A 24,045-nucleotide genomic window follows, 5' to 3' on the forward strand; every position below is an offset into this window, starting at 1 on the left:
CTTAGAGATAATTTTCTAGTTGAGCACTTCTATCTGCGATTTAAGCGTAGTATGGAACACTTGTGTCCAACCCAGTGGAATGACAAGTGGTATAAAACAACAGTGATACAAGGTAGTGATGCAGAATACTAAAGAGCAGACTGTAGATGTTGCCATTGTCGGGGGTGGCATGGTTGGCCTTACTCTGGCCTGCGCTCTCGGTGGGCAGGATCTACGGGTGGTTGTTATCGAGCCTCAGGCACATCAGCCAGATGAGCTTTGGGACTTGACTCAACAGCAAAACAAACAGGGGTTTGATCCCCGGGTCAGTGCCCTTACCTTAGCTTCCGAGCAGATATTGCGTAATCTCGGAGCCTGGGAGTTAATGGCCGAAATGCGTGTGAGTCCTTATAGTCATATGCATGTCTGGGATGGTGAAGGCACAGCTTCCATCGATTTTAGTGCTGCTCAGATGTATGAACCATACCTGGGCCATATTGTTGAGAATCGTATCACCCTGGCGGCTCTTTACCGGGTAATGTCTCGTCACAGTAATATCGAACTGATCAGTGGTGCTTCCCTGACATCCCTATCAATTGTAGAGCATGATTTAACCAGCGGAAAATCCCGGCGCCAGCTGACCCTTTCTAACGGACAGCGTCTGAATGCGAGGCTGGTAGTCGCAGCTGACGGGGCGCGTTCTTTGACTCGCTCTCTTGCCGGATTGACCGTGAGTGAATGGGATTATCAACATCATGCGATCGTAGCGACCGTTAAAGTGTCAAAGAGTCATGAGCGGACAGCCTGGCAGCGCTTTACAGAAGATGGCCCTCTGGCCATGTTACCTCTTACTTGCTCTTCAGGGCCAGATTGTTCCTTTAAGTCTGTTAGCCCAGCGTCAGGCAAGGTATCGACTGAAGAGAGTGCCGACAAGATCAGTGGTGATGAGCCACAGGATAACCTGGTGTCAATTGTCTGGTCTACTTCTCCAGATCACGCCCGTTCATTAATGGCTATGGATGAGCAGGACTTTAATATCGCTCTTGCGACAGCCTTTGAAAACCGACTGGGCCGGATAGTTGAGTCTGATAAACGCTACAGTTTTCCTTTGGTACAGCGTCATGCTTCCAAATATGTTGATCAGTGTATTGCTCTGGTGGGTGATGCAGCTCACAGCATTCATCCGCTGGCAGGACAGGGTGTTAATTTGGGCTTTCTGGATGCTGCTACGCTGGCGGAAGAGCTGATCAATGCAGAAAATAAAGGTGCTGAATTTTCTGAACGTCGCTGGTTAAGGCGCTATCAACGTCGCCGGCAGGGAGAAAATCTGCAAATGATTGGGTTGATGTCGGCCCTTAAGCATTTGTATGCAGAGGTTCCTCCACCGGTTCACTGGTTGAGAAATCTGGGTATGCACTGGGTTGATCGGGTAACCCCCGTTAAACAATTTCTGACTGAGAGGGCTATGGGTATTGACAATCAAGCGGCCCTCGCAGGCACCGGGCGCCCAAGGCTGGCTTGTCGACTTAATAGTAGCCGAGCGGATGTGCACTAATCTGATGGCAAGTTTAGGCGGAGTGAAAGTGTCTATCTGCGTTGAATTAATTTAAGGCTAGTTATACATTCCCCGGTAATAGGTCAGGCGTGGTCATTATTTGAGAGATATTGTTGATGAGATAGTTTGTTGATCCTGGGTTGAGAGCGAGTAAACACCTTGGTTTATTAAGAATGGCTCAGGTTAATTGAGAAAGACCTCAATTGATCGACAAAAGCTTTATTTGAGTGAGAAAGGCTATGGGACAGAAAACAGCTTTATACCAGCAACACCTGGACATGGGTGGAAAAATTGTTGATTTCAGTGGTTGGGATATGCCACTCCATTACGGCTCACAAAAAGAAGAGCACCTCCAGGTTAGGGCTTCTGCAGGAATGTTTGACGTATCCCATATGACCGTTGTGGATGTTAAAGGAGGAGATGCCAAAGATTATCTGCGTCACCTTCTGGCAAACGATGTTGGGCGCCTGAATACTTCTGGAAAAGCATTATATACAGGGATGCTTAATGAGGATGGTGGTGTTGTTGATGATCTGATTGTTTATGCGATGGGGACTCCCGGCTCAGCCGGAGAATGGTTCCGGCTGGTTGTTAACTGCGGTACCCGGAAGAAAGACCTTGATTGGATGGACAAGCATGCTGCGCGATTTGAGGTTGCGATGACTGAGCGGCCAGAAATGGCATTAGTTGCAGTACAAGGACCTCAGGCGATTGACAAGGTAGGGGCTGTATTAGCGGATAATCAAAAAAGTGCCCTGGCAGGCCTGACTGTTTTTCATGGTGCACCTGCAGGAGAGTGGTTTTTGGCTCGCACTGGTTATACCGGTGAAGACGGTTTGGAAATAATGCTACCTGAAGCGGACGTGAGTAAGTTTTGGCAAGATCTGTCAGCTGTCGGTGTTAAACCCTGTGGGCTTGGAGCTCGTGACACCTTACGTCTGGAGGCTGGAATGAATCTATACGGTTCGGATATGGATGAGCGAGTCTCACCGCTGGCTGCAAATATGGGATGGAGTGTCGCCTGGGAGCCAGAGGATCGCGATTTTATTGGACGCAAGGCTCTGGAACAGCAACGGCTGAAAGGCTGCCCTGAGAAGCTCGTTGGGCTGGTGCTTAAAGAGCGAGGGGTATTAAGAGCTCATCAAAAAGTAATCATTGAAGGGGTTGGTGAAGGGGAAATAACCAGCGGTTCTTTTGCACCGAGTCTTGGGCATTCAGTTGCTTTGGCCCGGGTCCCTGCTGCCACTGCAACCAGTGCTGAAGTCGAGATGCGTGGTAAGCGCATAAAAGTTTCTGTAGTAAAGCCCTGTTTTGTTAGGCAAGGAAAGCAAGTCTTTGCTTAAATAAAGGTTCTGAAGGACTTTTTTTAACTGTTTGTCTTATCATTCTGTTTTGTCATATTGATTGAGGATTGCGTAATGAGCAATATTCCGGCTGAGCTGAAGTATGTATCCAGTCATGAGTGGATTCGTGTAGAAGGTGAAGGCGTTGTTACCATAGGTATTACTGATCATGCTCAGGATCAGCTGGGGGACGTGGTTTTTGTTGAGTTACCCGAAGTTGGATCCAGCTTTGCCCTAAGCGATGACATGGGCGTTGTTGAGTCAGTGAAAGCTGCTTCGGATCTTTATGCACCGCTCAGTGGTGAGGTTATTGAAGTAAACGAAGAGTTGGAAGATTCCCCTGAACAGGTTAATTCAGATCCTTACGGTGACGGCTGGTTTGTTAAGCTTAAGTTGGAAGACGAATCTGAACTGGATGGTCTTCTGGACGCCGCCGCTTACGGTGAACTTTGTGAATCAGAAGAGTAATTGATTTTGCCAGTGGTCGCCTCAGGGCTTGCGGCCGCAAGGTTGTTGCATTAGTCAGAAGGGTTGTTTTCCAACAGCCCTTCTGGATTAATTTTGACGGTCCCCTAACTGCCCCATCTGAATTTTTTAGAGCTATCCTATGTTACTTCAAACTCTGCGGCTGAAACCAAAAGCCGACAAGCGCCTGCGTGCCGGTCACGTGTGGATCTACAGTAATGAGATCGATATTCAGCAAACTCCGTTGAAACAGTTTTCAAAAGGAGAGCAGGTTGTTGTTGAGCAGGCAGGTGGAAAGTCTCTGGGAGTGGCGTACCTGAATCCGAATAATCTGATCTGCGGTCGCTTGGTCAGCCGTGATTCTGCCGTTTTGTTGGATAAATCTCTACTGGTTCATCGATTGAAAATCGCATTATCGTTACGTCAGAGATGTTTTTCTGAGCCCTATTACAGACTGGTTTTTGGTGATAGTGATGGCTTGCCAGGGTTGGTGGTTGATCGTTTTGACGCGATTTTGGTTGTCCAAATCTCTACAGCAGGTATGGAACTGTTAAAGTCTGAAATAATAGCGGCTCTGGAGCAAGTGCTAAAGCCTGATGCAATCTTGATCAAGAATGATGGCAAGATGCGCAGCGCCGAGGATCTGGAAAGTTATGTGGAAGTGGCGTTGGGGGATGTTCCTGCGTTGGTACCTTTGATTGAGAACGGAACCTGTTTATTGGCACCGGTCCTGAGCGGCCAAAAAACAGGCTGGTTCTACGATCATCGGATGAATCGCGCCCGTCTGCAACATTATGCTCAAGGAAAAAGGGTATTGGATGTTTTCAGCTATGTGGGTGGCTGGGGGTTGCAGGCGGCTAATGCCGGTGCTGCCGAGGTAACCTGTGTTGATGCATCTCAGCAAGCGTTGGATGTTGTTTCTGAAGCCGCAACAATCAATGATCTGCAAGAAAGAGTGCATTGTTTGCAGGGGGATGCCTTTGATACCTTACGTGACCTCAAAGCAGATCAACAGCGTTTTGATGTGGTAGTGATAGACCCTCCTGCATTTATCCAGAAGCGTAAGGATATTCGTAATGGTGAAAAAGCTTATGAACGAATCAACCAGTTGGCCATGAGGTTGTTGGAAAAAGACGGAATTCTGGTTTCAGCCTCCTGTTCCATGCATCTGCAGCGGGATAGACTGGTGGATATTATCCGTGCCGGCAGTCGTAAGCTGGATCGTCAGGCACAAATCATAGAACAGGGTCATCAGGGACCGGATCACCCGGTGCATCCAGCTATTCCAGAAACAGATTATCTGAAATCAATGTTTGTGAGGGTACTGCCCGCCTGATAATTGATTCTGATGTCAGGGCTATCTTTTAATCTATACAGGTCTGGTAGGAAAGGATATGAAATATCGTCAGCTAGGAAACAGTGATCTTAAGGTCAGCCGAGTCTGCTTGGGGACTATGACCTGGGGTGGACAGAACTCTGAAGAAGAGGCGCATCAGCAGCTTGATTATGCTTTTTCTCGCGGACTGAACTTTCTGGATACCGCTGAGATGTATCCGATTCCTGCTCATTCTGAGACTCAGGGGCGGACGGAACGCTATATTGGAAGCTGGCTGAAAAAGCATAACAACCGGGATCAGGTTGTTATTGCTTCTAAGGTGACCGGGCCTGGGGCATTCGTATCTCACATTCGGGACAATATACATCTGGACCGACGTAATATTCGCGCTGCAATTGAAGGAAGCCTGCAGCGGTTGGGGACTGATTATATCGATCTCTATCAGTTGCACTGGCCTGATCGGGTGGTGAACTTTTTTGGCCAGCATGATTATCAGCATCAACCGGAAAAAGACGGTACGCCCTTGCTGGAGTCCCTCGAAGCTCTTTCAGAGCTGGTCAAAGATGGGCTCGTTCGTCAAATAGGTGTATCCAATGAATCCCCTTGGGGGGTGATGAAGTACATGTCACTGGCAGAGAAATACCGCTTGCCTGCTTTGGTTTCTGTGCAAAACCCCTACAGTCTGTTAAATCGAACTCTGGAGGTGGGGTTAACCGAGGTGATGCAAAGAGAGAATGTCGATCTGCTGGCTTATTCACCTCTTGCGTTCGGTACACTGACGGGAAAATATCTGGGTGATCAGCGGCCAGCAGGAGCCCGTTTGACGCTGTTTCCTCATTATGCGCGCTACTTAACTGATGCCGGGCAGTATGCTACCCAGCGCTATGTGGATCTGGCTAAGGAACATGGCCTGGCTCCAAATCAGATGGCGCTGGCATTTGTAAATAGCCGACGGTTTGTCGGTGCTAACATTATTGGCGCGACTAATCTGGAGCAGTTAAAGAGTAATCTGGCAAGCATTGAGCTGACATTGTCACCGGATCTATTGAAGGAAATCGAGACAATACATTTGTCTCGTCCCAATCCTTGCCCTTAGCGTGCCTGGTTCCGCAGACTTATGATGGTCCAGCCCTGCTTCTTTGCGTGAGACAGTAGTTGCTCATCAGCGTCGACGACGACAGGATGATCAACCTGCTCCAGCAGCGGGATGTCGTTATGGGAGTCGCTATAGAAATAACTGTCCCTTAGATCCTGATCGTGGTCCTGGAACCATTGATTAAGTCGTTCTACTTTTCCTGCCTGATAACAGGGAATACCACTAATGCGTCCAGTGTATTTACCATCAACGATTTCTGGCTCTGAAGCCAATATATCATCGACACCGAGTCGTTCAGCAATCGGACCCGTGATAAAGCGATTGGTCGCTGTGATAATTAACAGGTAGTCTCCCTGGTCGCGATGTTTTTTAAGTAAATCAAAGGCTTTGGGTAGCAGTAACGGATCAATCTTGTCCTTCATAAACTGTTGATGAAGGGATTCCAAATGCGTCAAACTGAACTGCGTCAACGGCTCTAAAGCAAAAGATAAATAGGCATAAATATCTAACTCACCCCTTTGGTATTGTTGGTAAAAGAGATCGTTAGCCTGCTTGTAACTTTGGGCATCGACAATGCCTTGTTCGATCAGAAACTCACCCCAGGCATGATCGCTGTCACCAGCTATTAGGGTATTGTCCAGATCAAAAATCGCGAGACTCAAAAGTGTTACTCCCTGTGTGTGTAATAAAAGCGCATGGGCCAATGTTGTATTTAACAGCTATTGCGGACAGCATAATGTTTGCCATACGGGCTGACAATGTTGTCGCATTGATAATGCAAGGATTTATTCATTGTTATGCGATCCTGGTTCAGAGTACGGTATATAAGTGCTCTGAAACCCTGATTAGATGGGGTGGAGCATGCTTCAAATACCCGTCGTCAAAAGTCACGATTGGTGAATCCTGAAAAGTATGGAACAATAGGTGGTATTGTAACCTGGATATAGCTACGTGATTGATTCAGACGGTTTTCGTCCAAATGTCGGTATTATCCTGACCAACGGTCAGGGACAGGTGTTGTGGGCGCGCCGCATCGGCCAGAACGCTTGGCAATTCCCGCAAGGTGGTATTAATGATGATGAGACTCCAGAGCAAGCTCTCTTTCGTGAACTGAAGGAGGAGGTTGGGTTGGAGCCCGAAGACGTAGAGATTGTATCCTGTACGCGAGGATGGCTGCGTTATCGGTTACCGAGGCGGATGATTCGGTACAATTCCCATCCTATCTGCATTGGACAGAAGCAAAAGTGGTTTTTGTTACGCTTATTGGCAGCAGATAATTCGGTTGCAGTCGACCAATCGGAAAAACCAGAGTTTGATGGGTGGAGATGGGTGAGTTACTGGTATCCTCTGGGGCAGGTGGTCTCATTTAAACGAGAAGTTTATCGCAGTGCACTGAAGGAACTGGTGGCACGTCACGTGAGGTTGACGCTTAACTCTCTGCAAGATTCAGGGCTGCAAGAATCTAGTGTGCGAGAGTCAGGTTTTAAGGAATCAGGATAAACCGATGCTGGATATATTGCGGAAGATCGTTCAAGAGGTTAATGCTGCTAAGGACTTGGATGGGGCTCTGAACATTATTGTGCGCAGGATTCAGCGTGCAATGAAAACTCAGGTCTGTTCCGTATATTTATTTGATCCAAAAACTGAACACTATGTACTGATGGCTACTGAGGGCCTTAACCCCAACGCTGTTGGTGAGGTCAGTCTTTCTCCTTCTGAAGGGGTTGTCGGCAAAATCGTTGATCGGGCCGAACCGATTAATCTTGAAGATGCCACTGTACACCCTTCTTACCATTATGTGATGGAAACCGGTGAAGAGCAGTTTCATGCATTCCTCGGCGTTCCCATTATTCACCAGCGTAAAATACTGGGTGTGCTGGTGGTGCAGCAGACCACTCGCCGTCGTTTTGATGAGGGTGAAGAGGCTTTTTTGGTCACCATGTCTGCTCAGTTGGCCGGTGTTATCGCACATGCTGAAGTGACTGGCGGAATTAACGTCGGTTCGGATACTTCTAAGGTTAGGAATGACGCCAAGTTTGACGGTGTTGCCGGAGCTCCCGGTGTTGCTATAGGAACGGCCATTGTCATTGCCCCACCTGCTGATCTTGACGCTGTTCCCGATCAACTCAGTGATAATATTGAAGGTGAGCTATCCCATTTTCGCCATGCGCTGGAAAAAGTCAGAAATGATATTAGGGTTGTGGCTCGAAGTTTGGCTCAGCGCTTAAAAGGCGAAGACCAGGCGCTATTTGATGTTTATCTGCGAATGCTGGATGACAATGCATTGGCAGGAGAGGTCGAAGAGGTTATTCATCAGGGACAGTGGGCTCCAGGGGCTCTGCGACAGGTGGTGCAGAGTCACGTACAGCAATTTGAGATGATGGATGATCCTTACTTGCGGGAGAGAGCAACTGATATACGTGACCTTGGTCGTCGTGTATTGGCTAATATGCAGCAGGAGTGCGCATCCACGCCGGTTTCTTATCCAGATGACACCATTCTGGTGGCCGAAGAGATTACGCCAGCCATGCTTGGGGAAGTGCCTACAGATAAACTGATCGGCCTGGTTTCCATTTTAGGTTCTGGAAACTCCCATGCTGCTATTCTTGCACGATCCATGGGCATTCCTACGGTGATGGGAGTTGTGGATCTTCCCGCCACCAGAATTCATGGCAAGCATATTATCCTGGATGGCTATTCAGGTCGGGTTTTTGCCAACCCTTCTACGGATATGCGCAGCTTTTACGACGATATTCTGCGTGAGGAGCAGCAGCTCAGTAAAGGGTTGGAGGCAATTCGTGATTTGCCATCAGTGACTGAAGATGGCCATGTTATGCCTCTCTGGGTCAATACTGGTCTGGCAACCGATGTTGCGCTGTCTTTAGATCGAGGCGCTGAGGGTATCGGTCTCTACCGGACTGAAGTGCCCTTTATGATCAAGCAATTTTTCCCCAGCGAAATGGAACAGCAGATTAGTTATCGAAAGCAACTTGAGCCCTTTGCGCCGCGAGTTGTGACCATGCGCACGTTGGATATAGGTGGTGATAAGGCATTACCTTATTTCCCTATTGAAGAAGAAAACCCTTCATTGGGATGGCGGGGGATACGGGTGACGCTGGACCACCCGGAAATATTCCTGGTGCAGGTTCGAGCCATGTTGTTAGCCAGTGAGGGACTGGATAATCTCCGTATCATGTTACCCATGGTTTCTAATGTGATGGAAATTGATGAGGGTGTAGCGTTGGTCAATCAGGCGCATGCAGAGTTGATTGATGAAGGCCATGAAATTATCAAGCCTGATATTGGCGTGATGGTGGAGGTGCCCGCTGCGGCTTTTCAAGTGCGGGCCTTTGCTCGCCGGGTGGATTTCATTTCAGTGGGGAGTAATGATCTGACTCAGTATATGCTCGCAGTGGATCGCAATAACCCGAGGGTCGCAGGCCTTTATTATTCTTATCACCCATCAGTTTTACAAGCGTTGCAGTTTGTTGTCAGTGAAGCCCATAAAGAACATGTACAAGTCAGTATCTGTGGTGAAATGGCCGGTGATCCAGGTGGAGCATTGCTACTCATGGCGATGGGCTATGATGTGTTGTCAATGAATTCAACAAATTTACCCAGGGTCAAGTCGGCTGTGCGTGGTGTAACTACCAAGCAAGCAGCTCAGTTACTTGAAGATGTTTTGCAAAAGGATAACCCGGAGGAGATTAAATCCCTCATTGCTGAGATGCTGCATGATTCCGGGCTGGGGCGGCTGGTTCGTTCGACGGTATCAAATGCACCCCGCTAGTATTTAGAGCTGATGATCATCTGAGTTGCTTTTCATTCTGAGCGTAATTAGGTCAGTAGGTCCCTGATTGTCGAAATTTTGCTCAATAAACTCAATGATTCCACTGCGGTGTATCATTACCAGAGTAGAGGCACGGGTGCCGTAGTCGCTGCTTTGAATAAACCCCGGGGCCAGTTTTCGCTCCCATTCAATACTGATACCGGTATCTGGTAGTTGATCATCAGCGGCTACATAACGATCCTGCAGCAAACAAAATAGCTGTTCCTGGCTTGGTGTTGTTTGAGTGCAGATGTTTGCTAAGCGGGCTTTTGCTCTTTCCAGTTTTGGCCAGGAGGTATCAAGTGCCGCATTGCTTAGCCCATAAATCCCGGGCTGTAGCTGTGAACGGGTCTGATCGATAATTGTGCTGTTTGGCTCAGAAACAACCTGGCGGATCTTTCCAGGATCTGCCGTTGCCTGATTTGTAAAGTAATGCAGTGAATTGGCATCTGCCAGTAGCAGGTTAAAACCAGCATAGCGGTCTGCGGTTAATTGCTTAATATAGTCACTAGGACTGCACTCTTGGGTGAGAAAGTTTCTGGTCAGTAGGCCTCGGGAAAGGTGTTGGGGGTTTTTTTCTGCAAAGCCGTTGCGAACATTAGTGACTGCCGCAAAACGGCCCATCCGGGTGACTCCGAGCCAGGTTCCACCCTGTTGCATATCTAAGCCTGCTAGCACCTGAGATGAGTCGGGCCAGATATGGGCTGGCTTGGTGGGTCTGTGGTAAAACTCGTCGCGATTGGCTGCGACAATCAATGGATAATCAGGGTGTACATGGTAGGCGATTAAAATCAGGCACATGGTGATCTCCTCAGAACCTTTCGCTTACTGGCTCTTCTTCTTATGAGTGTCACGGTTGTCTTAATCTCTGTCTTTAGCATGTTTAACCATGATAGGTGATTTGTTCTCGTTTTTAGTGGACGCTTGATGGATAATACCGGGCTCTTGAAAGTCGCTCAATAATAGGTTTTCTATTGTTAACTCTACTTGTTTCATACTTATTGTTAGGTGCTTGCGCGGGTTTGATAGCCGGACTTTTTGGTCTTGGTGGTGGCATTATTATCGTGCCGGTATTGGTGTTTAGCTTTGAAGCTCAGGGTATGGCTCCAGAAGTCTTGACCCATGTTGCGGTTGGCACCTCATTAGCAACGATTATTGTTACCTCAATCAGCAGTATTCGTACCCACCATAAAAAAGAGGGGGTACTTTGGCCAGTTTTTTGGCCTTTGGCGGCTGGTATCTGTTTGGGTGCTATTGCTGGAGCTAAAACAGCCGGAAGTCTTAGTGGTGCTAGTCTGCAGATGGCCATTGGTTGTTTTGCAATCGTTATTGCTGTTCAGATGGCGTTGGGGTTGAAACCTAAACCGACTCGGACTGTGCCGGGGCGACCTTCGCTTGGTGTTGTTGGCGGTATTATTGGATGGGGTTCTGCTCTTTTTGGAATTGGCGGAGGCTCTTTGACAGTTCCCTATTTGAGCTGGAATAACGTGAATATGCAAAAAGCGGTGGGAACCGCTGCAGCCTGTGGTTTACCGATAGCGGTGATGGGAGCGTTGACCAATATTCAGGAAGGCTGGGGGCATCCGAAATTGATGGACTGGAGTCTGGGTTACGTCTACCTGCCTGCGTTCTGCGGCATTGTACTGACCAGCGCTGTCTTTGCACGATTTGGTGCCCTGTTGGCTCATCGGTTGCCTGCGGACATACTGAAACGAGTTTTTGCTTTATTGCTATTTGTTGTTGGTGTGCGGTTTTTGCTCGCCAACTACAACTAAGAACCTATGAACAAGTCTCTTCGGCCTGTGGTATTCAGAGCAATTAGAGATCAAGGCAACGATTACAGGCATACTGGTTGTCTGTCGAAAATCGGTTCCTTAACTAACAATCGATCTCTATTAAATAGTGATTTAGCTGAGATAGACTCTGCTGAGAAAATACCAAAATAGATAGCGGCGATACTTATGAGGACTTTGCGTTTCGATGTTAACTTATCCACAAATTGATCCCGTTGCCTTGCAGTTAGGGCCACTGAAGATTCACTGGTACGGATTAATGTATCTGGTAGGTTTTGCCGGTGCCTGGTGGCTTGCAAACTACCGAGCGGGTCGTCCAGGTTCTGGTTGGAATCGGGAGCAAGTCTCAGACCTTATTTTTTACGCAGCTGTCGGGGTTATTCTGGGTGGACGCCTGGGGTCGGTGTTGTTTTACAACTTCGATCAGTTTCTGCAAGACCCACTTTGGTTGTTTGCCATCTGGGAAGGCGGTATGGCATTCCACGGAGGTTTGTTGGGTGTGATCGCAGCCTTTGCCCTGTTTTCCCGAAAGCACAACAAAGGATTGTTTGAGGTGGCTGATTTTGCCGCACCACTGGTTCCTATCGGTCTGGGTGCCGGGCGAATAGGTAATTTTATTGGTGGTGAGCTTTGGGGGAGGACGACAGAGGTACCATGGGGGATGGTATTCCCTCGTGCAGATGGCCTTGTCCGCCACCCATCGCAGCTGTACCAGTTTGCTCTTGAGGGTGTTGCGCTGTTTGTTTTGCTGTGGTTGTTCTCCAGTAAGCCTCGACCAGCTATGGCTGTATCTGGCTTGTTTCTTTTAGCTTATGGTTGTTTCCGCTTCTTTATCGAGTTTTTCAGAGAGCCTGACCAACACTTGGGCTTTATCGCATTTGATTGGCTGTCGATGGGGCAGCTGCTGTCAATGCCAATGATTATCATTGGGCTTATATTGCTGTGGTTAGCTTTTAACCGGCATTCAGAAGGTGAAACTCAGCCTAAAAGTGAGAAGGAGTAACGCGCTTATGCAGCAATACCTGGATTTAATGCGTCACGTGCGTGATAACGGTGTATTCAAAGGTGATCGAACTGGTACGGGAACGGTGAGTGTTTTTGGCCATCAGCTGCGTTTCGATCTTCGACAGGGGTTTCCTCTAGTCACCACCAAAAAGTGTCACCTGAAGTCCATTATTCATGAACTCTTATGGTTTCTGCAGGGTGATACTAATATCAAGTACCTGAAGGATCACGGGGTCAATATCTGGAATGAATGGGCCGATGAGAATGGTGATCTGGGACCTGTTTATGGACACCAATGGAGATCCTGGCCGACACCTGAAGGTGAAGCCATTGACCAGATCAGCTTACTTATCGAGCAGATAAAAAACTCCCCCGATTCCCGTCGTTTGATCGTCAGTGCCTGGAATGTGCCAGAAGTTAATAAAATGGCCTTACCTCCCTGCCATACTCTGTTTCAGTTTTATGTAGCTGATGGGCATCTATCCTGCCAGCTTTATCAACGCAGTGCAGACGTGTTTTTAGGGGTGCCGTTTAATATTGCTTCATATGCGCTGTTGACGATGATGATTGCGCAAGTTTGCGATTTAAAGTCAGGAGACTTTATTCATACCTTTGGCGATGCGCATCTTTATTCAAATCACTTGGATCAGGCAAACCTGCAATTAAGCCGAGAGCCGTATCCGTTGCCGGTGATGAATATTAATCCTGAGGTAAAGGATATTTTTGCCTTTCGTTTTGAGGATTTCGATCTTCAGGGGTATCAATCCCATCCTCATATATCGGCTCCAATAGCGGTTTAGGTTCGGATTTCTCTTCCTACCGGAATCTTTCAGCAGTCAGTCTGATCCAGCGTCCTGAGACCAGACTGACTGAGCTGACTTTCTGTTCGCAAGTTATTTTCAATAATAGTGAGGATATCGTCATCCTCCTTCTATTCTCCCATTATACTTACCCCTGTAAGTGTTGATCTCAGATTGTTGCGGAAACCTTTTATTGCGTGGTTTGAGGTAGGATCAGAATGGACGGTTCCAATATAAAACCCCTTGAAGAGCGCATTGGGCGGATGCATCTTAAGCTGCGTCTTGGTATCGAAGGGCCTCCTCAGCGAGTTTTTGGCGGTGGTTTAAATTTCCTCCATTTGGAAAATTCCCCTTATGTCTATCAGTTGCTAAAGCTCGGCTTAAAGATAAGCGGGCTTTATGGTCGTGGCAATAGGAATGCAAGGGATCTGAAGGTCGTACGTAATCAGTTTTATTTTGATAACCTGCCGAGTTCCTTTGATGGAGTCACGCTATTGCACCTGAGCGACCTGCACTTGGATATGGATCCTCAGGCTTCAGAGCAGATGATTGAGGCAATAGCTGATCTTGATTATGACGTTTGCGTGTTAACCGGAGATTACAGGGCTTCAACCTCTGGCCCCATTGATCAGCTGTTTCCTATGATGGAGCGTTTGGCGGGTGTGCTGACAGCTCCTGTTTATGCAGTGCTTGGCAATCATGACAGTATACGGATGGTATCAGTGATGGAATCTCTGGGAATTCGAATGTTGTTAAATGAGTCTGTGTGTCTGCAACGAAATGAGCAGCAGCTCAGTATTGCAGGGATTGACGATGCGCATTACTACCGGGTCGATAATCTTGAGAAAGCTGCAGAGGATATCCCTAAGGGATCTTTTAGCATTTTGTTATCCCATACACCGGAAATCTACCGTCAGGCAACTCACGCGGGATTCAGGGTTATGTTTTGTGGTCATACTCATGGCGGTCAAATATGCCTGCCGGGAGGGGTCCCCATTATTCTTGAAGCTCATTGCCCTCGTACACTTGGTAGAGGAAGCTGGTCTTATGGTGGTATGCAGGGTTACACCTCCAGAGGTGTTGGAACTTCCATACTTCCCGTTCGTTTTAACTGCCCTCCGGAAATCACTCTTCACCGACTGAGCCTTATAGAAACCAAGAGCGAGTTTTCATGATCCGGCGAACTAATAGGGCCTGTTTTTTATATTGAGCAGATAGAGAAGCCGTGATAGCAATACCGCTGCAATAATGAATATAAGCATTATCAGGACAACCTGATGACTGTTTATTTTCATGTAATAGCAGCTGACAATGAGTGGTAGAAAGGACTCTGGGATCTGATCGATGCCATAGCATCTGGCGCTGGAGGGGAGTTTCAATCGTCGTTTTAAGAAACTGGAAATAAGGTCTCCAGCCATAGCCGCCAAGGCAAAATATAATCCAAACAGCACCCCGTGCCCCATGATCGAGGCCGCCAAGGGTGTCAGGCTTATGGAGAACAGGAGGCCACCCCAGGATTTTGATGGACCCAATAAATATTGTCCATCTATTAATCGATAGCCACTATCCAGAGGACTGTTCCAGGGACCGAGGATATAGTTACCCAGAATGGGTAAGCCATTGGTAATCAGAAGCAGCGCTAAAAGCTGAAGTTCCAGCATAAATTGTCCGCAGTCAGTCCACTGGACTATTGCTCTCGAAGAGACGTTGATAAGAAGTTGGACACTTACTTGAGTATAGTGTTCGAATTCTCCCGCTGTTTTGCCAGGCTGGTTACTGCCAACTGATTGTTACGAGATCAGTCGTTGCCAGGAACCTGTTGAAGCGAATACACTGCGAAGTTTAGGTGTCGCAGCCCTTAAGTGTTGTTATGTGCTTAGGATCCTGGTGGTGAGTACAAATAAAATTGGGAAAAACATGAAACTGGCATTGATTGTCGCGCAATCTGAAAACCGTGTGATTGGACGTAATAATAAACTTCCCTGGCACTTGCCTGAAGATCTTAAATACTTCAAATCCGTCACAATGGGAAAAGTGATTATTATGGGACGCAAGACATTTGAGTCTATTGGCCGCCCGCTTCCCGGACGGACCAACATCGTTGTGACTCGTAATTTGGAATATTCGTTCAATGGGGTTGACGTCGTGCATGATCTGCAGGCAGCAATCGAGAAAGCTGAATCTTTATCGATTATCAATGGTTGGAATGAGGCCCTGGTTATCGGTGGCTCTCAGTTGTATGAGCAGGCGCTACCCTTAACAGAACGGCTTTATTTAACTCAGGTCCATCATCAAGTGGATGGAGACGCTTACTTTCCGGCGTTAAATAGTCAGGATTGGGAACAGGTTGGATCTAAGAGTTTCAAATCCGATGATGTCAATCCCTATAATTACAGCTTTCTTGTATTTAATCGAAAGAGCACGGCTTAATGAGTCTTCAGCAATTACTCGAAATTCTTTCCGACGGTGAGTTTCACTCAGGTGAGCAGTTGGGATCCCAAATGGGAGTCAGTCGTAGCGCTGTCTGGAAGCAATTGAAGAAGTTGCAAGAAATTGGTGTTGATCATTACTCAGTCAAGGGTCGGGGGTATCGGGTGCCCGGAGGGCTTGATTTACTCTGCACACAGCGGCTTGCGAGTCATCTGAGTGGAAAGGCCGCAGCCGAGCTGCAAACGGTTGAGTTACAGCTTAGCACTGGATCGACAAATGCCCTGGCACTGGATGGGGTTTCTCAGGGGCGAAAGCAGGGTAACTTATACTTGGCGGAATGTCAGACGGCCGGTCGAGGGCGTCGGGGTCGGAGCTGGGTTAGTCCTTTTGCACGCAATCTCTACTTTTCACTGAGCTGGACCTTTACAGAAGGTGCCGCAGCTCTTGAAGGGCTGAGTCTGGCTGTTGGTCTGGCGATAAGTAAGGGATTGGAAAACTATGGAGTTCAGGATGTTACGTTGAAGTGGCCTAACGACTTATTGCATGACAGGAAAAAGCTAGCCGGTGTGTTACTGGAGATGACTGGGGATGCATCGGGAGTCTGTCAGGTAGTGATTGGTGCCGGTATCAACGTATCAATGTCAGATAATGACGCCGATCGCATTGATCAGCCATGGACAGACGTTAAGAGGGCGATGAGCATTCCGGCCAGTGAATCTGCGGATCGTAATTATCTGTTGGCAGAAATTCTAAATGAATTGATCCCCGCTCTTCAGCGGTTTTCAGTCCAGGGGTTTGAGCCGTTTCGTGAGAACTGGATGAAGCGAGATGCATTTTTGGGTCAAAAAGTTGTTTTGCAGACTCAAAACCAGCAATTGCAGGGGGTTGAGCAGGGGGTGGATGAAAAAGGGGCGCTGCAACTAAAAACAGAGGATGGTATTCAGGCCTTTCATGGTGGCGAGCTTAGTTTGAGATTACAGCAGTGATAAAAAATGTAAAAAAAAATCGCTCCGTAAAAGTAGCCGCTGATCAATCCTTGGATCTGGATATTGGTAATACCTTTGTAAAATGGCGCTATGGGACGAATAAGGGACGAATTCCAACCGCAGAGTTGGACCGGCAGCTGTTCTTGGGTTGCTGTGGTGAGCAGCCTCCGGCTCGGGTCCGTCTGGCCTCAGTGGCAGGGCAGGAGCAGGAAGTTGCGATTTCCGAATGGAGTCTGGATTCCTGGGGGGTAACAGTGGAAGTGGCACGAACCGTTGCGCAGGCAGCAGGGGTTAGTAATAGCTATGAGGATCCAAGCCGGATGGGAATCGATCGCTGGCTGGCAATGATTGCAGGCTATAACCTCCATCAGAGTTCCTGCTGTATCGTTGATTGTGGCAGTGCTATTACCATTGATTATGTGGACGATAATGGGGCTCATCTAGGTGGCTATATTATGCCTGGCAAGCGCCTTATGCGGCAGGGATTGCTTAGCAACACCGAGCGTATTCTGGTTGACAATCCCAATGGTGGCTGGGGTAACTGTGCACCTGGAATCGGTACGGATGAGTCGGTTGAGCATGGAGTTTGTCTGTTGTTGTGTGCGTTGGCTGAGCGTGTCCGCAAGGATTATCGTTTGGTGCTGGGGGAGCAGTCACAACTGATTGTTGCTGGTGGTGACGGTGCGGAGTTTATAGCGGCTGCTGGGGTGGGGCAGTTAAGGCAGGATCTGGTTATTGAAGGTCTTTCTTATGTATTGCCATGATGGGAAAACGCTCTGAGTCCGGCGAGTTCTTGATTATATAGATTCTAAACTTAACTGGTTCCGGTATAAGATGTTGTCTTCGAAAGAAAGAGTGGAAGGCTGCTCCAGTACAAATCCAAGGGAGATAAATTGTTGCGCTGGTTCTTCTTAATACTGCTGCTAGTGAATTTGGCGCTTTTTGCATGGTTTCAGCAAGAGTTGAATATGCGCGATCGCTTGTCTGGTCGCTCTGAATTGGCTGGTGTGGATGTAAAGCCAGTAAAATTGTTATCTGAAATCCCTGTTAAGCTGCGACAGCGAAAGTCGAGCCCAGCTCCCGGTGTGACGGAGCAAGTGGGAGCTGAGCTTGAACAGGCTTGTTTCCGGATTGGTGATTTTAGTAATAAATCAGCGGCTGTACGATTCCAGCAGGCCAGGTTACCTGACGGTGTGGAGTCCAGCATTAGATCCGTTGAGCGGAATGAGCCTGACTACTGGGTTTATGTAAAGTCACCAGAGGATCTTCAGCAGCGTCAGGGGCTTCAGGCAGAGTTGCGTAATAGTGGTTTGGAAGTATCGTTGATTAAGCGGGGAGAGCTCAAGGGCGAGCTGTCACTGGGGCGCTACTCAAATAAGGAGTTAGCGCAGGCCTTATTGAGTGCATTGCTGGAGCAAAATCACCCCGCAAAGATTTTTGAAGTCAGCTATAAATCTTCGGTTTTTGTAATTGAAGTGAGCCATAATGGCTCGCGGGCTCTCAGTGATAGTTCGATTGGCGAACTCATAGCGACCAACCCAGAGCTAAAAAGTGAAAAAAAAGTGTGTAAAGGGGTTGCATCCGCAGAGGACCCTGAGTAAGATTTCGGCCTCCTGACTTAGGCAGTGCCGGCATAGCTCAGTTGGTAGAGCAACTGACTTGTAATCAGTAGGTCCCGAGTTCGACTCTTGGTGCCGGCACCATCTTATAGTTAGGTTGAGTCTTGTTTTTGAAATCAAAGGCTCATATGATCAACGGCTTGGTGAGGTTCCCGAGTGGCCAAAGGGATCAGACTGTAAATCTGACGCGCAAGCTTCGGTGGTTCGAATCCACCCCTCACCACCATTGGTCAATCAGGTTCGGTTTTTATCGAGTCAATGCGGGTATGGTATAATGGCTATCACCTCAGCCTTCCAAGCTGATGATGGGGGTTCGATTCCCCCTACCCGCTCCAGTACGCTATCTACGGAATTGTGCTCCAGTAGCTCAGGGGTAGAGCACACCCTTGGTAAGGGTGAGGTCGGCGGTTCAATTCCGCCCTGGAGCTCCATTCCATAGGCAGTGATTTTATAAGGGCAGATATAGCAATATATCTGCCCTTTGTTGCATCTGACGTTGCTGTATCTGGCGTTGTGGCATTTGATGTTCTTTGCGCGGTGCTGATAAAAGGTTTCGTTTTAATTGAATATTGTCTTCATTTTTTCGGAGAGATGTTATGGCTAAGGAAACATTCGAACGTAATAAGCCCCATGTCAACGTAGGTACAATTGGACACGTTGACCATGGTAAAACTACTCTGACTGCTGCTCTGACTCGCGTATGTGCGGAAGTCTGGGGTGGTGAGATGAAAGACTTTGCTCAGATTGATAATGCTCCTGAAGAGCGTGAGCGTGGTATCACCATCGCGACTTCTCATGTTGAGTATGATTCTCCTGATCGTCACTACGCGCACGTAGACTGCCCAGGACACGCCGATTATGTTAAGAACATGATCACCGGTGCTGCACAGATGGACGGCGCTATCCTGGTTTGTGGCGCGACTGATGGCCCGATGCCTCAGACTCGTGAGCACATCCTGCTATCCCGTCAGGTTGGTGTACCTTACATCGTTGTCTTCCTGAACAAAGCAGACCTGCTGGCTGAAGACTGTGGCGGTGCTGACAGCGAAGAGTACGCAGAAATGCTTGAGCTGGTTGACATGGAGCTGCGTGATCTGTTGTCTGAGTACGAATTCCCAGGTGATGACACTCCAATCATCCCAGGATCTGCTCTGATGGCTCTGAACGGTCAGGACGACAACGAAATGGGTACAACAGCTGTTAAGAAGCTTGTTGAGACTCTGGACAGCTACATTCCTGAGCCTGAGCGTGCAATCGACGGCGCATTCATCATGCCTATTGAAGATGTGTTCTCTATTCAGGGTCGTGGTACTGTTGTAACCGGTCGTGTTGAGCGCGGTATCGTTAAGGTTGGTGAAGAAGTTGAAATCGTAGGTATCAAAGACACTACCAAGACGACCTGTACTGGTGTTGAGATGTTCCGTAAGCTTCTTGACGAAGGCCGTGCTGGTGAGAACGTTGGTGTTCTGCTGCGTGGTACTAAGCGTGACGAAGTAGAGCGTGGTCAGGTACTGGCTGCTCCAGGTTCCATCACGCCTCACACTCATTTTGAGGCTGAGGTTTATGTTCTGGGTAAGGATGAAGGTGGGCGTCACACTCCATTCTTCAAAGGCTATCGTCCTCAGTTCTACTTCCGTACTACTGACGTAACCGGTGCTTGTGAGCTTCCAGAAGGCGTTGAGATGGTTATGCCGGGTGATAACGTCCAGATGACTGTGAATCTTATCGCTCCTATCGCCATGGATGAGGGGTTGCGCTTCGCAATCCGTGAAGGTGGTCGTACCGTTGGTGCAGGTGTGGTCGCTAAGATTGTTGAGTAAATAGGGGTTTTTTGCGATGGTCTGAAAAAGACTGTTGCAATGAGTATGGGGCGTGGCTATAATCTGCGTCCCATTGTGACAGGCCAGTGGCTCAATTGGCAGAGCAGCGGTCTCCAAAACCGCAGGTTGGGGGTTCGAGTCCCTCCTGGCCTGCCAACTTATTAGTCGCAAGTTTTAGCTGGATGCTTGAGGAAAGGTTTCTGGGTAAGGCTTCAGGGGATAAGTTGGCAACCGTCCTAGAGTCGATATTTCTGTCGGCTCTGTCTGTATAGAGGCCCCGTCGCATGAATGCGAAAGCTGATTCCAGTGAATCCAAGCTTGATTCATTGAAATGGATTGTAGTGGCGCTGCTAGTTGCTGCTGGCGTCATAGGTAATTCTTATTATTCAGACCAGTCGCTGTTGTATCGCGTGCTGGCTTTGTTGGTTGTTGCTGCTGTGGCTGGTTTATTGGCGCTGCAAACAACTAAAGGAAAGGCATTCTTTGACATGTTCAAAGAAGCCAAAACAGAAATTCGTAAGGTCGTCTGGCCGACCCGGCAAGAGACGGTTCAGACAACAGCTATTGTTGTTGTGGTTGTCTTAATCGTGGGTATATTGCTTTGGGCAATTGACTCATTGTTGAGCTGGTTGGTTTCAGGTGTTATAGGCTAAGGGGTTCTTTCGTGAGCAAACGTTGGTATGTCGTTCATGCTTATTCAGGCTATGAAAAGCATGTAATGCGTTCGCTGAAGGAACGTATTGAACTGCATGAAATGCAGGATCTTTTCGGTGATATTTTAGTGCCTACCGAAGAGGTTGTTGAAATGCGCGAAGGGCAAAAGCGTAAGAGCGAGCGTAAGTTTTACCCTGGTTATGTCCTGGTGCAGATGGAGATGAATGACGCTTCATGGCATTTGGTCAAGGGTACTACCCGGGTATTAGGCTTTATTGGTGGTACAGCAGATAAGCCGGCGCCGATTACTGAAAAAGAAGCTGATGCTATTTTGCAGCGCGTTGAAGCTGGTGTTGATAAGCCACGGCCGAAAACATTGTTTGAAGCGGGTGAAATGGTTCGTGTTATTGATGGGCCTTTTGCTGACTTTAGTGGTGTTGTTGAAGAAGTTAATTACGAGAAGAGTCGCCTGCAAGTGGCAGTGTTGATTTTTGGTCGTTCTACCCCGGTTGAGCTGGATTTTATTCAGGTAGAGAAAGACTAGTTGTCTGATTGGACAAGGACAGTAGATAGCTGATGCCATCTGCTGTTTTGTCGTAGCCAGTATTTTGTTTTGATCGCTATTGTCCTGAATGGATAGTGCTGTAGATTGATAGTTTTATAGCTTGTTTTTAGATAGATAGTGTTAACGGGGAGCTGAAAGGCGTTTGCACCCATTTGGAGAGTGTTATGGCTAAGAAAGTAGAAGCTTATATCAAGCTGCAGGTTGCAGCTGGTAAAGCAAACCCAAGTCCTCCAGTTGGTCCAGCATTGGGTCAGCATGGTGTCAATATCATGGAATTCTGCAAAGCATTTAATGCGGCTACACAATCCATGGAAGCAGGTATGCCAATTCCTGTTGTGATCACTGTTTATTCTGATCGCAGCTTTACATTTATTACCAAGACTCCTCCAGCGTCTGTTTTGTTGTTGAAATCAGCAGGCCTGAAGAGTGGTTCCAGCCGTCCCAATACTGAAAAGGTTGGAACTGTGAGCCGTGCTCAGCTAGAAGAAATTGCTACCACGAAGATGGCTGACCTGACTGCATCCGACATGGATGCGGCTGTTCGTACTATCGCTGGAAGTGCTCGTAGCATGGGCTTGAACGTGGAGGGTGTAGAGTAATGGCTAAGTTGACTAAACGTGCCAAGGCTATCGCTGAAAAAGTTGAGCTTGGCAAGCAGTATTCCGTTGACGAAGCAGTAAATCTGCTGACTGAAATCTCTACGGTTAAATTTAAAGAGTCCATCGACGTTTCTGTAAATCTGGGTGTTGATCCTCGTAAATCAGATCAGGTTGTACGTGGTTCTACCGTACTGCCAAACGGTACTGGTAAAGATGTCCGTGTAGCTGTTTTCGCACAGGGCGCAAATGCAGAAGCTGCAACGGCTGCTGGGGCAGATGTTGTCGGTTTTGATGATCTGGCCGAGCAGGTTAAAGGTGGTGATCTGAACTTTGACGTTGTTATTGCTACGCCTGACGCTATGCGTGTAGTTGGTCAACTGGGTCAGATTCTAGGACCTCGTGGACTTATGCCTAACCCTAAGGTTGGTACTGTAACTCCTGATGTGGCGACTGCTGTTAAAAATGCTAAGGCCGGTCAGGTTCGTTTTCGTACTGATAAGAACGGTATTGTTCACGGTTCTTTGGGTAAGGTTGGTTTTGATGCTGCTGCTGTTCAGCAGAATCTGGAAGCTCTGGTTGCTGATCTTAAAAAGCTGAAGCCAGCTTCTTCCAAAGGTGTTTATCTGAAAAAAGTGACCCTCTCCACGACAATGGGGCCTGGGATCATTGTTGATCAGTCTTCACTGAATATCTAATTATTAGTCCCGGCTTCGGCAGGGGCTCGGAGTGGTTTTGCCAAATCTGGCAAAACCACTGCCAAAAACTTTGGGGTCTTCGTTTTAGCGAAGACTGTCAAAGACCGCAGGTGATATTGCTTCTTTACAGGAGCGATTTTCTTAATTTCCTGCGCAGACGGTGACCCGATTCAGATTTTTTTGCTGGATCCTGCATCGTGCTTGGTTCTCTCCTGACTAAGGAGGGGAAAAAGGTAATGAAGCTGTTTGACTCAATAGAGTTTCAGCTTGAATCCAGGAGTATATCGTGGCATTAGGACTCGAAGACAAAAAAGCGATCGTCGCTGAAGTCCAGGAAGCTGCTAAAGGTGCTCTGTCAGCTGTTGTAGCTGACTCTCGTGGCGTAACTGTTACTGATATGACAGAGCTACGTAAACAAGCGCGTGAAAACGGTGTGTGGTTGCGAGTTGTTCGTAACACCTTGGCACGTCGTGCGCTTGATGGCACTACCTACGAATGTCTGCAAGACACTTTTGTAGGTCCTAGCATTATAGCTTTCTCTAAAGAACACCCAGGTGCCGGTGCGCGCATCCTGAAGGCGTTCGCTAAGGGAAATGAAAAGCTTGAGCTGAAAGCGGCTGCTTTCGAAGGCGAAAAAGTTGATATCGCAGTATTGGCAAGCCTGCCGACTTACGATGAAGCTATCGCCAAGCTGATGAGCGTTATGAAAGAAGCTTCCGCTGGCAAGCTGGTTCGCACACTTGCGGCCGTTCGCGACGACAAAGAACAGCAAGCAGCCTAATTCAGGCCGTTTGGTTAAAGATTTTAACGAGCTATTGGCTCTATAGAATATCAGGATTTAAATCATGTCTCTGACTAAAGAAGATATCATCAACGCTATCGCTGAAATGTCTGTAATGGATGTTGCTGAGCTGGTTTCCGCTATGGAAGAAAAGTTCGGCGTTTCTGCTGCTGCAGCTGTTGCTGTTGCCGGTGGTGCTGAAGGCGGTGCTGCTGCTGAAGAACAAACTGAATTTGACGTTATTCTTGCCTCTGTTGGTGACAAGAAAGTTAACGTTATCAAGGCTGTTCGTGCAGCAACTGGCCTGGGCTTGAAAGAAGCCAAAGGTGTTGTTGACGGCGCTCCTGCTCCTGTTAAGGAAGGCGTTAGCAAAGAAGAAGCTGAAGAGCTTAAGACAGCTCTGGAAGAAGCTGGCGCGACTGTTGAAGTTAAATAGTGGCTTCGCGCTTATGGCGCACAGCACAGCGTAATAGTTAAAATTACGCGGATGGCCGGTGATTCTAGATCACCGGCCTTTTTGCCGTTATACAATAGGTAACCTACTAAGAAATAAAGGAAGTTTTTTGTTGAACCCGAAGGTTTAATAGAAGTCTTTATCTCAGGTTACGCTAACGGTCAAGAAAAAGAGTCCTGGCGGTTTTTTATCGCGGGCTATTAAGTTAAAGGCTTATTTTAAGCCTTGTATGAGAAACCAA

General features: G+C 47.9%; 25 protein-coding genes and 5 tRNA genes. 27 read left to right on the top strand and 3 right to left on the bottom strand.

The window, feature by feature from the left end:
* The first annotated feature begins 118 nt into the window (after positions 1 to 118).
* The 5 genes from BGP75_RS03400 (at position 119) to BGP75_RS03420 (ending at position 5,774) form a co-directional block, all read left to right on the top strand.
* On the top strand, positions 119 to 1,534 hold the full coding sequence (locus tag BGP75_RS03400; protein WP_076715145.1) for a UbiH/UbiF/VisC/COQ6 family ubiquinone biosynthesis hydroxylase: 1,416 nt from the start codon (positions 119 to 121) through the stop codon (positions 1,532 to 1,534).
* Between the two features lie 239 nt (positions 1,535 to 1,773).
* Complete coding sequence (gene gcvT / locus BGP75_RS03405; protein WP_076715147.1) at positions 1,774 to 2,877, top strand: glycine cleavage system aminomethyltransferase GcvT; 1,104 nt, start codon at positions 1,774 to 1,776, stop codon at positions 2,875 to 2,877.
* 75 nt (positions 2,878 to 2,952) lie between these two features.
* A complete protein-coding gene (gene gcvH / locus BGP75_RS03410) occupies positions 2,953 to 3,345 on the top strand; it encodes a glycine cleavage system protein GcvH (protein ID WP_076715149.1) in 393 nt (130 codons plus the stop codon).
* Positions 3,346 to 3,484: 139 nt separating this feature from the next.
* On the top strand, positions 3,485 to 4,678 hold the full coding sequence (locus tag BGP75_RS03415; protein WP_076715151.1) for a class I SAM-dependent rRNA methyltransferase: 1,194 nt from the start codon (positions 3,485 to 3,487) through the stop codon (positions 4,676 to 4,678).
* A gap of 58 nt (positions 4,679 to 4,736) precedes the next feature.
* The gene (locus tag BGP75_RS03420) at positions 4,737 to 5,774 is read left to right on the top strand and encodes an NADP(H)-dependent aldo-keto reductase (protein ID WP_076715153.1); all 1,038 of its coding nucleotides are present in this window, start codon (positions 4,737 to 4,739) and stop codon (positions 5,772 to 5,774) included.
* Here BGP75_RS03420 and BGP75_RS03425 read toward each other — a convergent pair.
* Positions 5,771 to 6,436 carry an HAD family phosphatase gene (locus BGP75_RS03425; RefSeq protein WP_076715155.1) on the bottom strand — a complete coding sequence of 222 codons (666 nt, stop codon included), beginning with the start codon at positions 6,434 to 6,436 and terminating at the stop codon, positions 5,771 to 5,773. The genes BGP75_RS03420 and BGP75_RS03425 overlap by 4 nt on opposite strands.
* Positions 6,437 to 6,725: 289 nt before the next feature.
* Here BGP75_RS03425 and BGP75_RS03430 point away from each other — a divergent pair, with 289 nt between their 5' ends.
* Entirely contained in the window at positions 6,726 to 7,274 is a 549-nt protein-coding gene (locus BGP75_RS03430) for an RNA pyrophosphohydrolase (protein WP_076715157.1), read from the top strand.
* A 4-nt stretch (positions 7,275 to 7,278) separates the two neighbouring features.
* Positions 7,279 to 9,564 carry a phosphoenolpyruvate--protein phosphotransferase gene (gene ptsP / locus BGP75_RS03435; protein ID WP_076715159.1) on the top strand — a complete coding sequence of 762 codons (2,286 nt, stop codon included), beginning with the start codon at positions 7,279 to 7,281 and terminating at the stop codon, positions 9,562 to 9,564.
* Positions 9,565 to 9,567: 3 nt separating this feature from the next.
* Here the strand turns inward: ptsP and BGP75_RS03440 are convergent, their stop codons facing one another.
* On the bottom strand, positions 9,568 to 10,404 hold the full coding sequence (locus BGP75_RS03440) for an NRDE family protein (RefSeq protein ID WP_076715161.1): 837 nt from the start codon (positions 10,402 to 10,404) through the stop codon (positions 9,568 to 9,570).
* Positions 10,405 to 10,577: 173 nt separating this feature from the next.
* Here BGP75_RS03440 and BGP75_RS03445 point away from each other — a divergent pair, with 173 nt between their 5' ends.
* The 4 genes from BGP75_RS03445 (at position 10,578) to BGP75_RS03460 (ending at position 14,376) form a co-directional block, all read left to right on the top strand.
* On the top strand, positions 10,578 to 11,378 hold the full coding sequence (locus BGP75_RS03445; protein ID WP_076715163.1) for a sulfite exporter TauE/SafE family protein: 801 nt from the start codon (positions 10,578 to 10,580) through the stop codon (positions 11,376 to 11,378).
* A gap of 205 nt (positions 11,379 to 11,583) precedes the next feature.
* A complete protein-coding gene (gene lgt / locus BGP75_RS03450; RefSeq protein WP_076715165.1) occupies positions 11,584 to 12,399 on the top strand; it encodes a prolipoprotein diacylglyceryl transferase in 816 nt (271 codons plus the stop codon).
* A 7-nt stretch (positions 12,400 to 12,406) separates the two neighbouring features.
* Positions 12,407 to 13,201, top strand: coding sequence for a thymidylate synthase (locus tag BGP75_RS03455; RefSeq protein WP_076715167.1), 795 nt, complete (start codon positions 12,407 to 12,409; stop codon positions 13,199 to 13,201).
* A 218-nt stretch (positions 13,202 to 13,419) separates the two neighbouring features.
* The gene (locus BGP75_RS03460; RefSeq protein WP_076715169.1) at positions 13,420 to 14,376 is read left to right on the top strand and encodes a metallophosphoesterase; all 957 of its coding nucleotides are present in this window, start codon (positions 13,420 to 13,422) and stop codon (positions 14,374 to 14,376) included.
* 9 nt (positions 14,377 to 14,385) lie between these two features.
* Here BGP75_RS03460 and BGP75_RS03465 read toward each other — a convergent pair whose 3' ends face one another.
* Complete coding sequence (locus BGP75_RS03465; protein ID WP_076715171.1) at positions 14,386 to 14,862, bottom strand: CDP-archaeol synthase; 477 nt, start codon at positions 14,860 to 14,862, stop codon at positions 14,386 to 14,388.
* 229 nt (positions 14,863 to 15,091) lie between these two features.
* Between BGP75_RS03465 and BGP75_RS03470 the strand changes: the two genes are divergently transcribed.
* The 16 genes from BGP75_RS03470 to rplL all read left to right on the top strand — a co-directional run bounded on the left by BGP75_RS03470 (position 15,092) and on the right by rplL (position 23,786).
* The gene (locus tag BGP75_RS03470) at positions 15,092 to 15,631 is read left to right on the top strand and encodes a dihydrofolate reductase (protein WP_369832097.1); all 540 of its coding nucleotides are present in this window, start codon (positions 15,092 to 15,094) and stop codon (positions 15,629 to 15,631) included.
* Positions 15,631 to 16,617: a bifunctional biotin--[acetyl-CoA-carboxylase] ligase/biotin operon repressor BirA gene (birA, locus tag BGP75_RS03475; protein WP_076715174.1), complete on the top strand. Its 987-nt coding sequence runs from the start codon at positions 15,631 to 15,633 to the stop codon at positions 16,615 to 16,617. The genes BGP75_RS03470 and birA overlap by 1 nt, the downstream gene beginning before the upstream one ends.
* Positions 16,614 to 17,381 carry a type III pantothenate kinase gene (locus tag BGP75_RS03480; RefSeq protein WP_233152832.1) on the top strand — a complete coding sequence of 256 codons (768 nt, stop codon included), beginning with the start codon at positions 16,614 to 16,616 and terminating at the stop codon, positions 17,379 to 17,381. Before birA ends, BGP75_RS03480 begins: the two co-directional genes overlap by 4 nt.
* A 204-nt stretch (positions 17,382 to 17,585) precedes the next feature.
* On the top strand, positions 17,586 to 18,218 hold the full coding sequence (locus BGP75_RS03485) for a hypothetical protein (protein WP_143820969.1): 633 nt from the start codon (positions 17,586 to 17,588) through the stop codon (positions 18,216 to 18,218).
* A 26-nt stretch (positions 18,219 to 18,244) separates the two neighbouring features.
* Positions 18,245 to 18,320, top strand: a tRNA-Thr gene (locus BGP75_RS03490).
* 58 nt (positions 18,321 to 18,378) lie between these two features.
* A tRNA-Tyr gene (locus BGP75_RS03495) sits at positions 18,379 to 18,462 on the top strand.
* 34 nt (positions 18,463 to 18,496) lie between these two features.
* A tRNA-Gly gene (locus BGP75_RS03500) sits at positions 18,497 to 18,571 on the top strand.
* A 21-nt stretch (positions 18,572 to 18,592) separates the two neighbouring features.
* Positions 18,593 to 18,667 (top strand) — tRNA-Thr (locus BGP75_RS03505).
* Between the two features lie 165 nt (positions 18,668 to 18,832).
* The gene (tuf, locus tag BGP75_RS03510) at positions 18,833 to 20,056 is read left to right on the top strand and encodes an elongation factor Tu (RefSeq protein WP_076715180.1); all 1,224 of its coding nucleotides are present in this window, start codon (positions 18,833 to 18,835) and stop codon (positions 20,054 to 20,056) included.
* Positions 20,057 to 20,136: 80 nt separating this feature from the next.
* Positions 20,137 to 20,212 (top strand) — tRNA-Trp (locus BGP75_RS03515).
* A gap of 128 nt (positions 20,213 to 20,340) precedes the next feature.
* The gene (gene secE / locus BGP75_RS03520; RefSeq protein WP_076715182.1) at positions 20,341 to 20,709 is read left to right on the top strand and encodes a preprotein translocase subunit SecE; all 369 of its coding nucleotides are present in this window, start codon (positions 20,341 to 20,343) and stop codon (positions 20,707 to 20,709) included.
* Positions 20,710 to 20,720: 11 nt separating this feature from the next.
* A complete protein-coding gene (nusG, locus tag BGP75_RS03525; protein WP_076715185.1) occupies positions 20,721 to 21,254 on the top strand; it encodes a transcription termination/antitermination protein NusG in 534 nt (177 codons plus the stop codon).
* Positions 21,255 to 21,439: 185 nt separating this feature from the next.
* Entirely contained in the window at positions 21,440 to 21,874 is a 435-nt protein-coding gene (gene rplK / locus BGP75_RS03530) for a 50S ribosomal protein L11 (protein WP_076715187.1), read from the top strand.
* On the top strand, positions 21,874 to 22,569 hold the full coding sequence (gene rplA / locus BGP75_RS03535) for a 50S ribosomal protein L1 (protein WP_076715190.1): 696 nt from the start codon (positions 21,874 to 21,876) through the stop codon (positions 22,567 to 22,569). The genes rplK and rplA overlap by 1 nt, the downstream gene beginning before the upstream one ends.
* 286 nt (positions 22,570 to 22,855) lie before the next feature.
* Complete coding sequence (rplJ, locus tag BGP75_RS03540) at positions 22,856 to 23,350, top strand: 50S ribosomal protein L10 (RefSeq protein ID WP_076715193.1); 495 nt, start codon at positions 22,856 to 22,858, stop codon at positions 23,348 to 23,350.
* Between the two features lie 64 nt (positions 23,351 to 23,414).
* A complete protein-coding gene (rplL, locus tag BGP75_RS03545) occupies positions 23,415 to 23,786 on the top strand; it encodes a 50S ribosomal protein L7/L12 (protein WP_076715196.1) in 372 nt (123 codons plus the stop codon).
* Positions 23,787 to 24,045: the final 259 nt, after the last annotated feature.

Source organism: Motiliproteus sp. MSK22-1 (assembly GCF_001968815.1).
In the GTDB taxonomy this organism is placed as follows: Bacteria; Pseudomonadota; Gammaproteobacteria; order Pseudomonadales; family Balneatricaceae; genus Motiliproteus.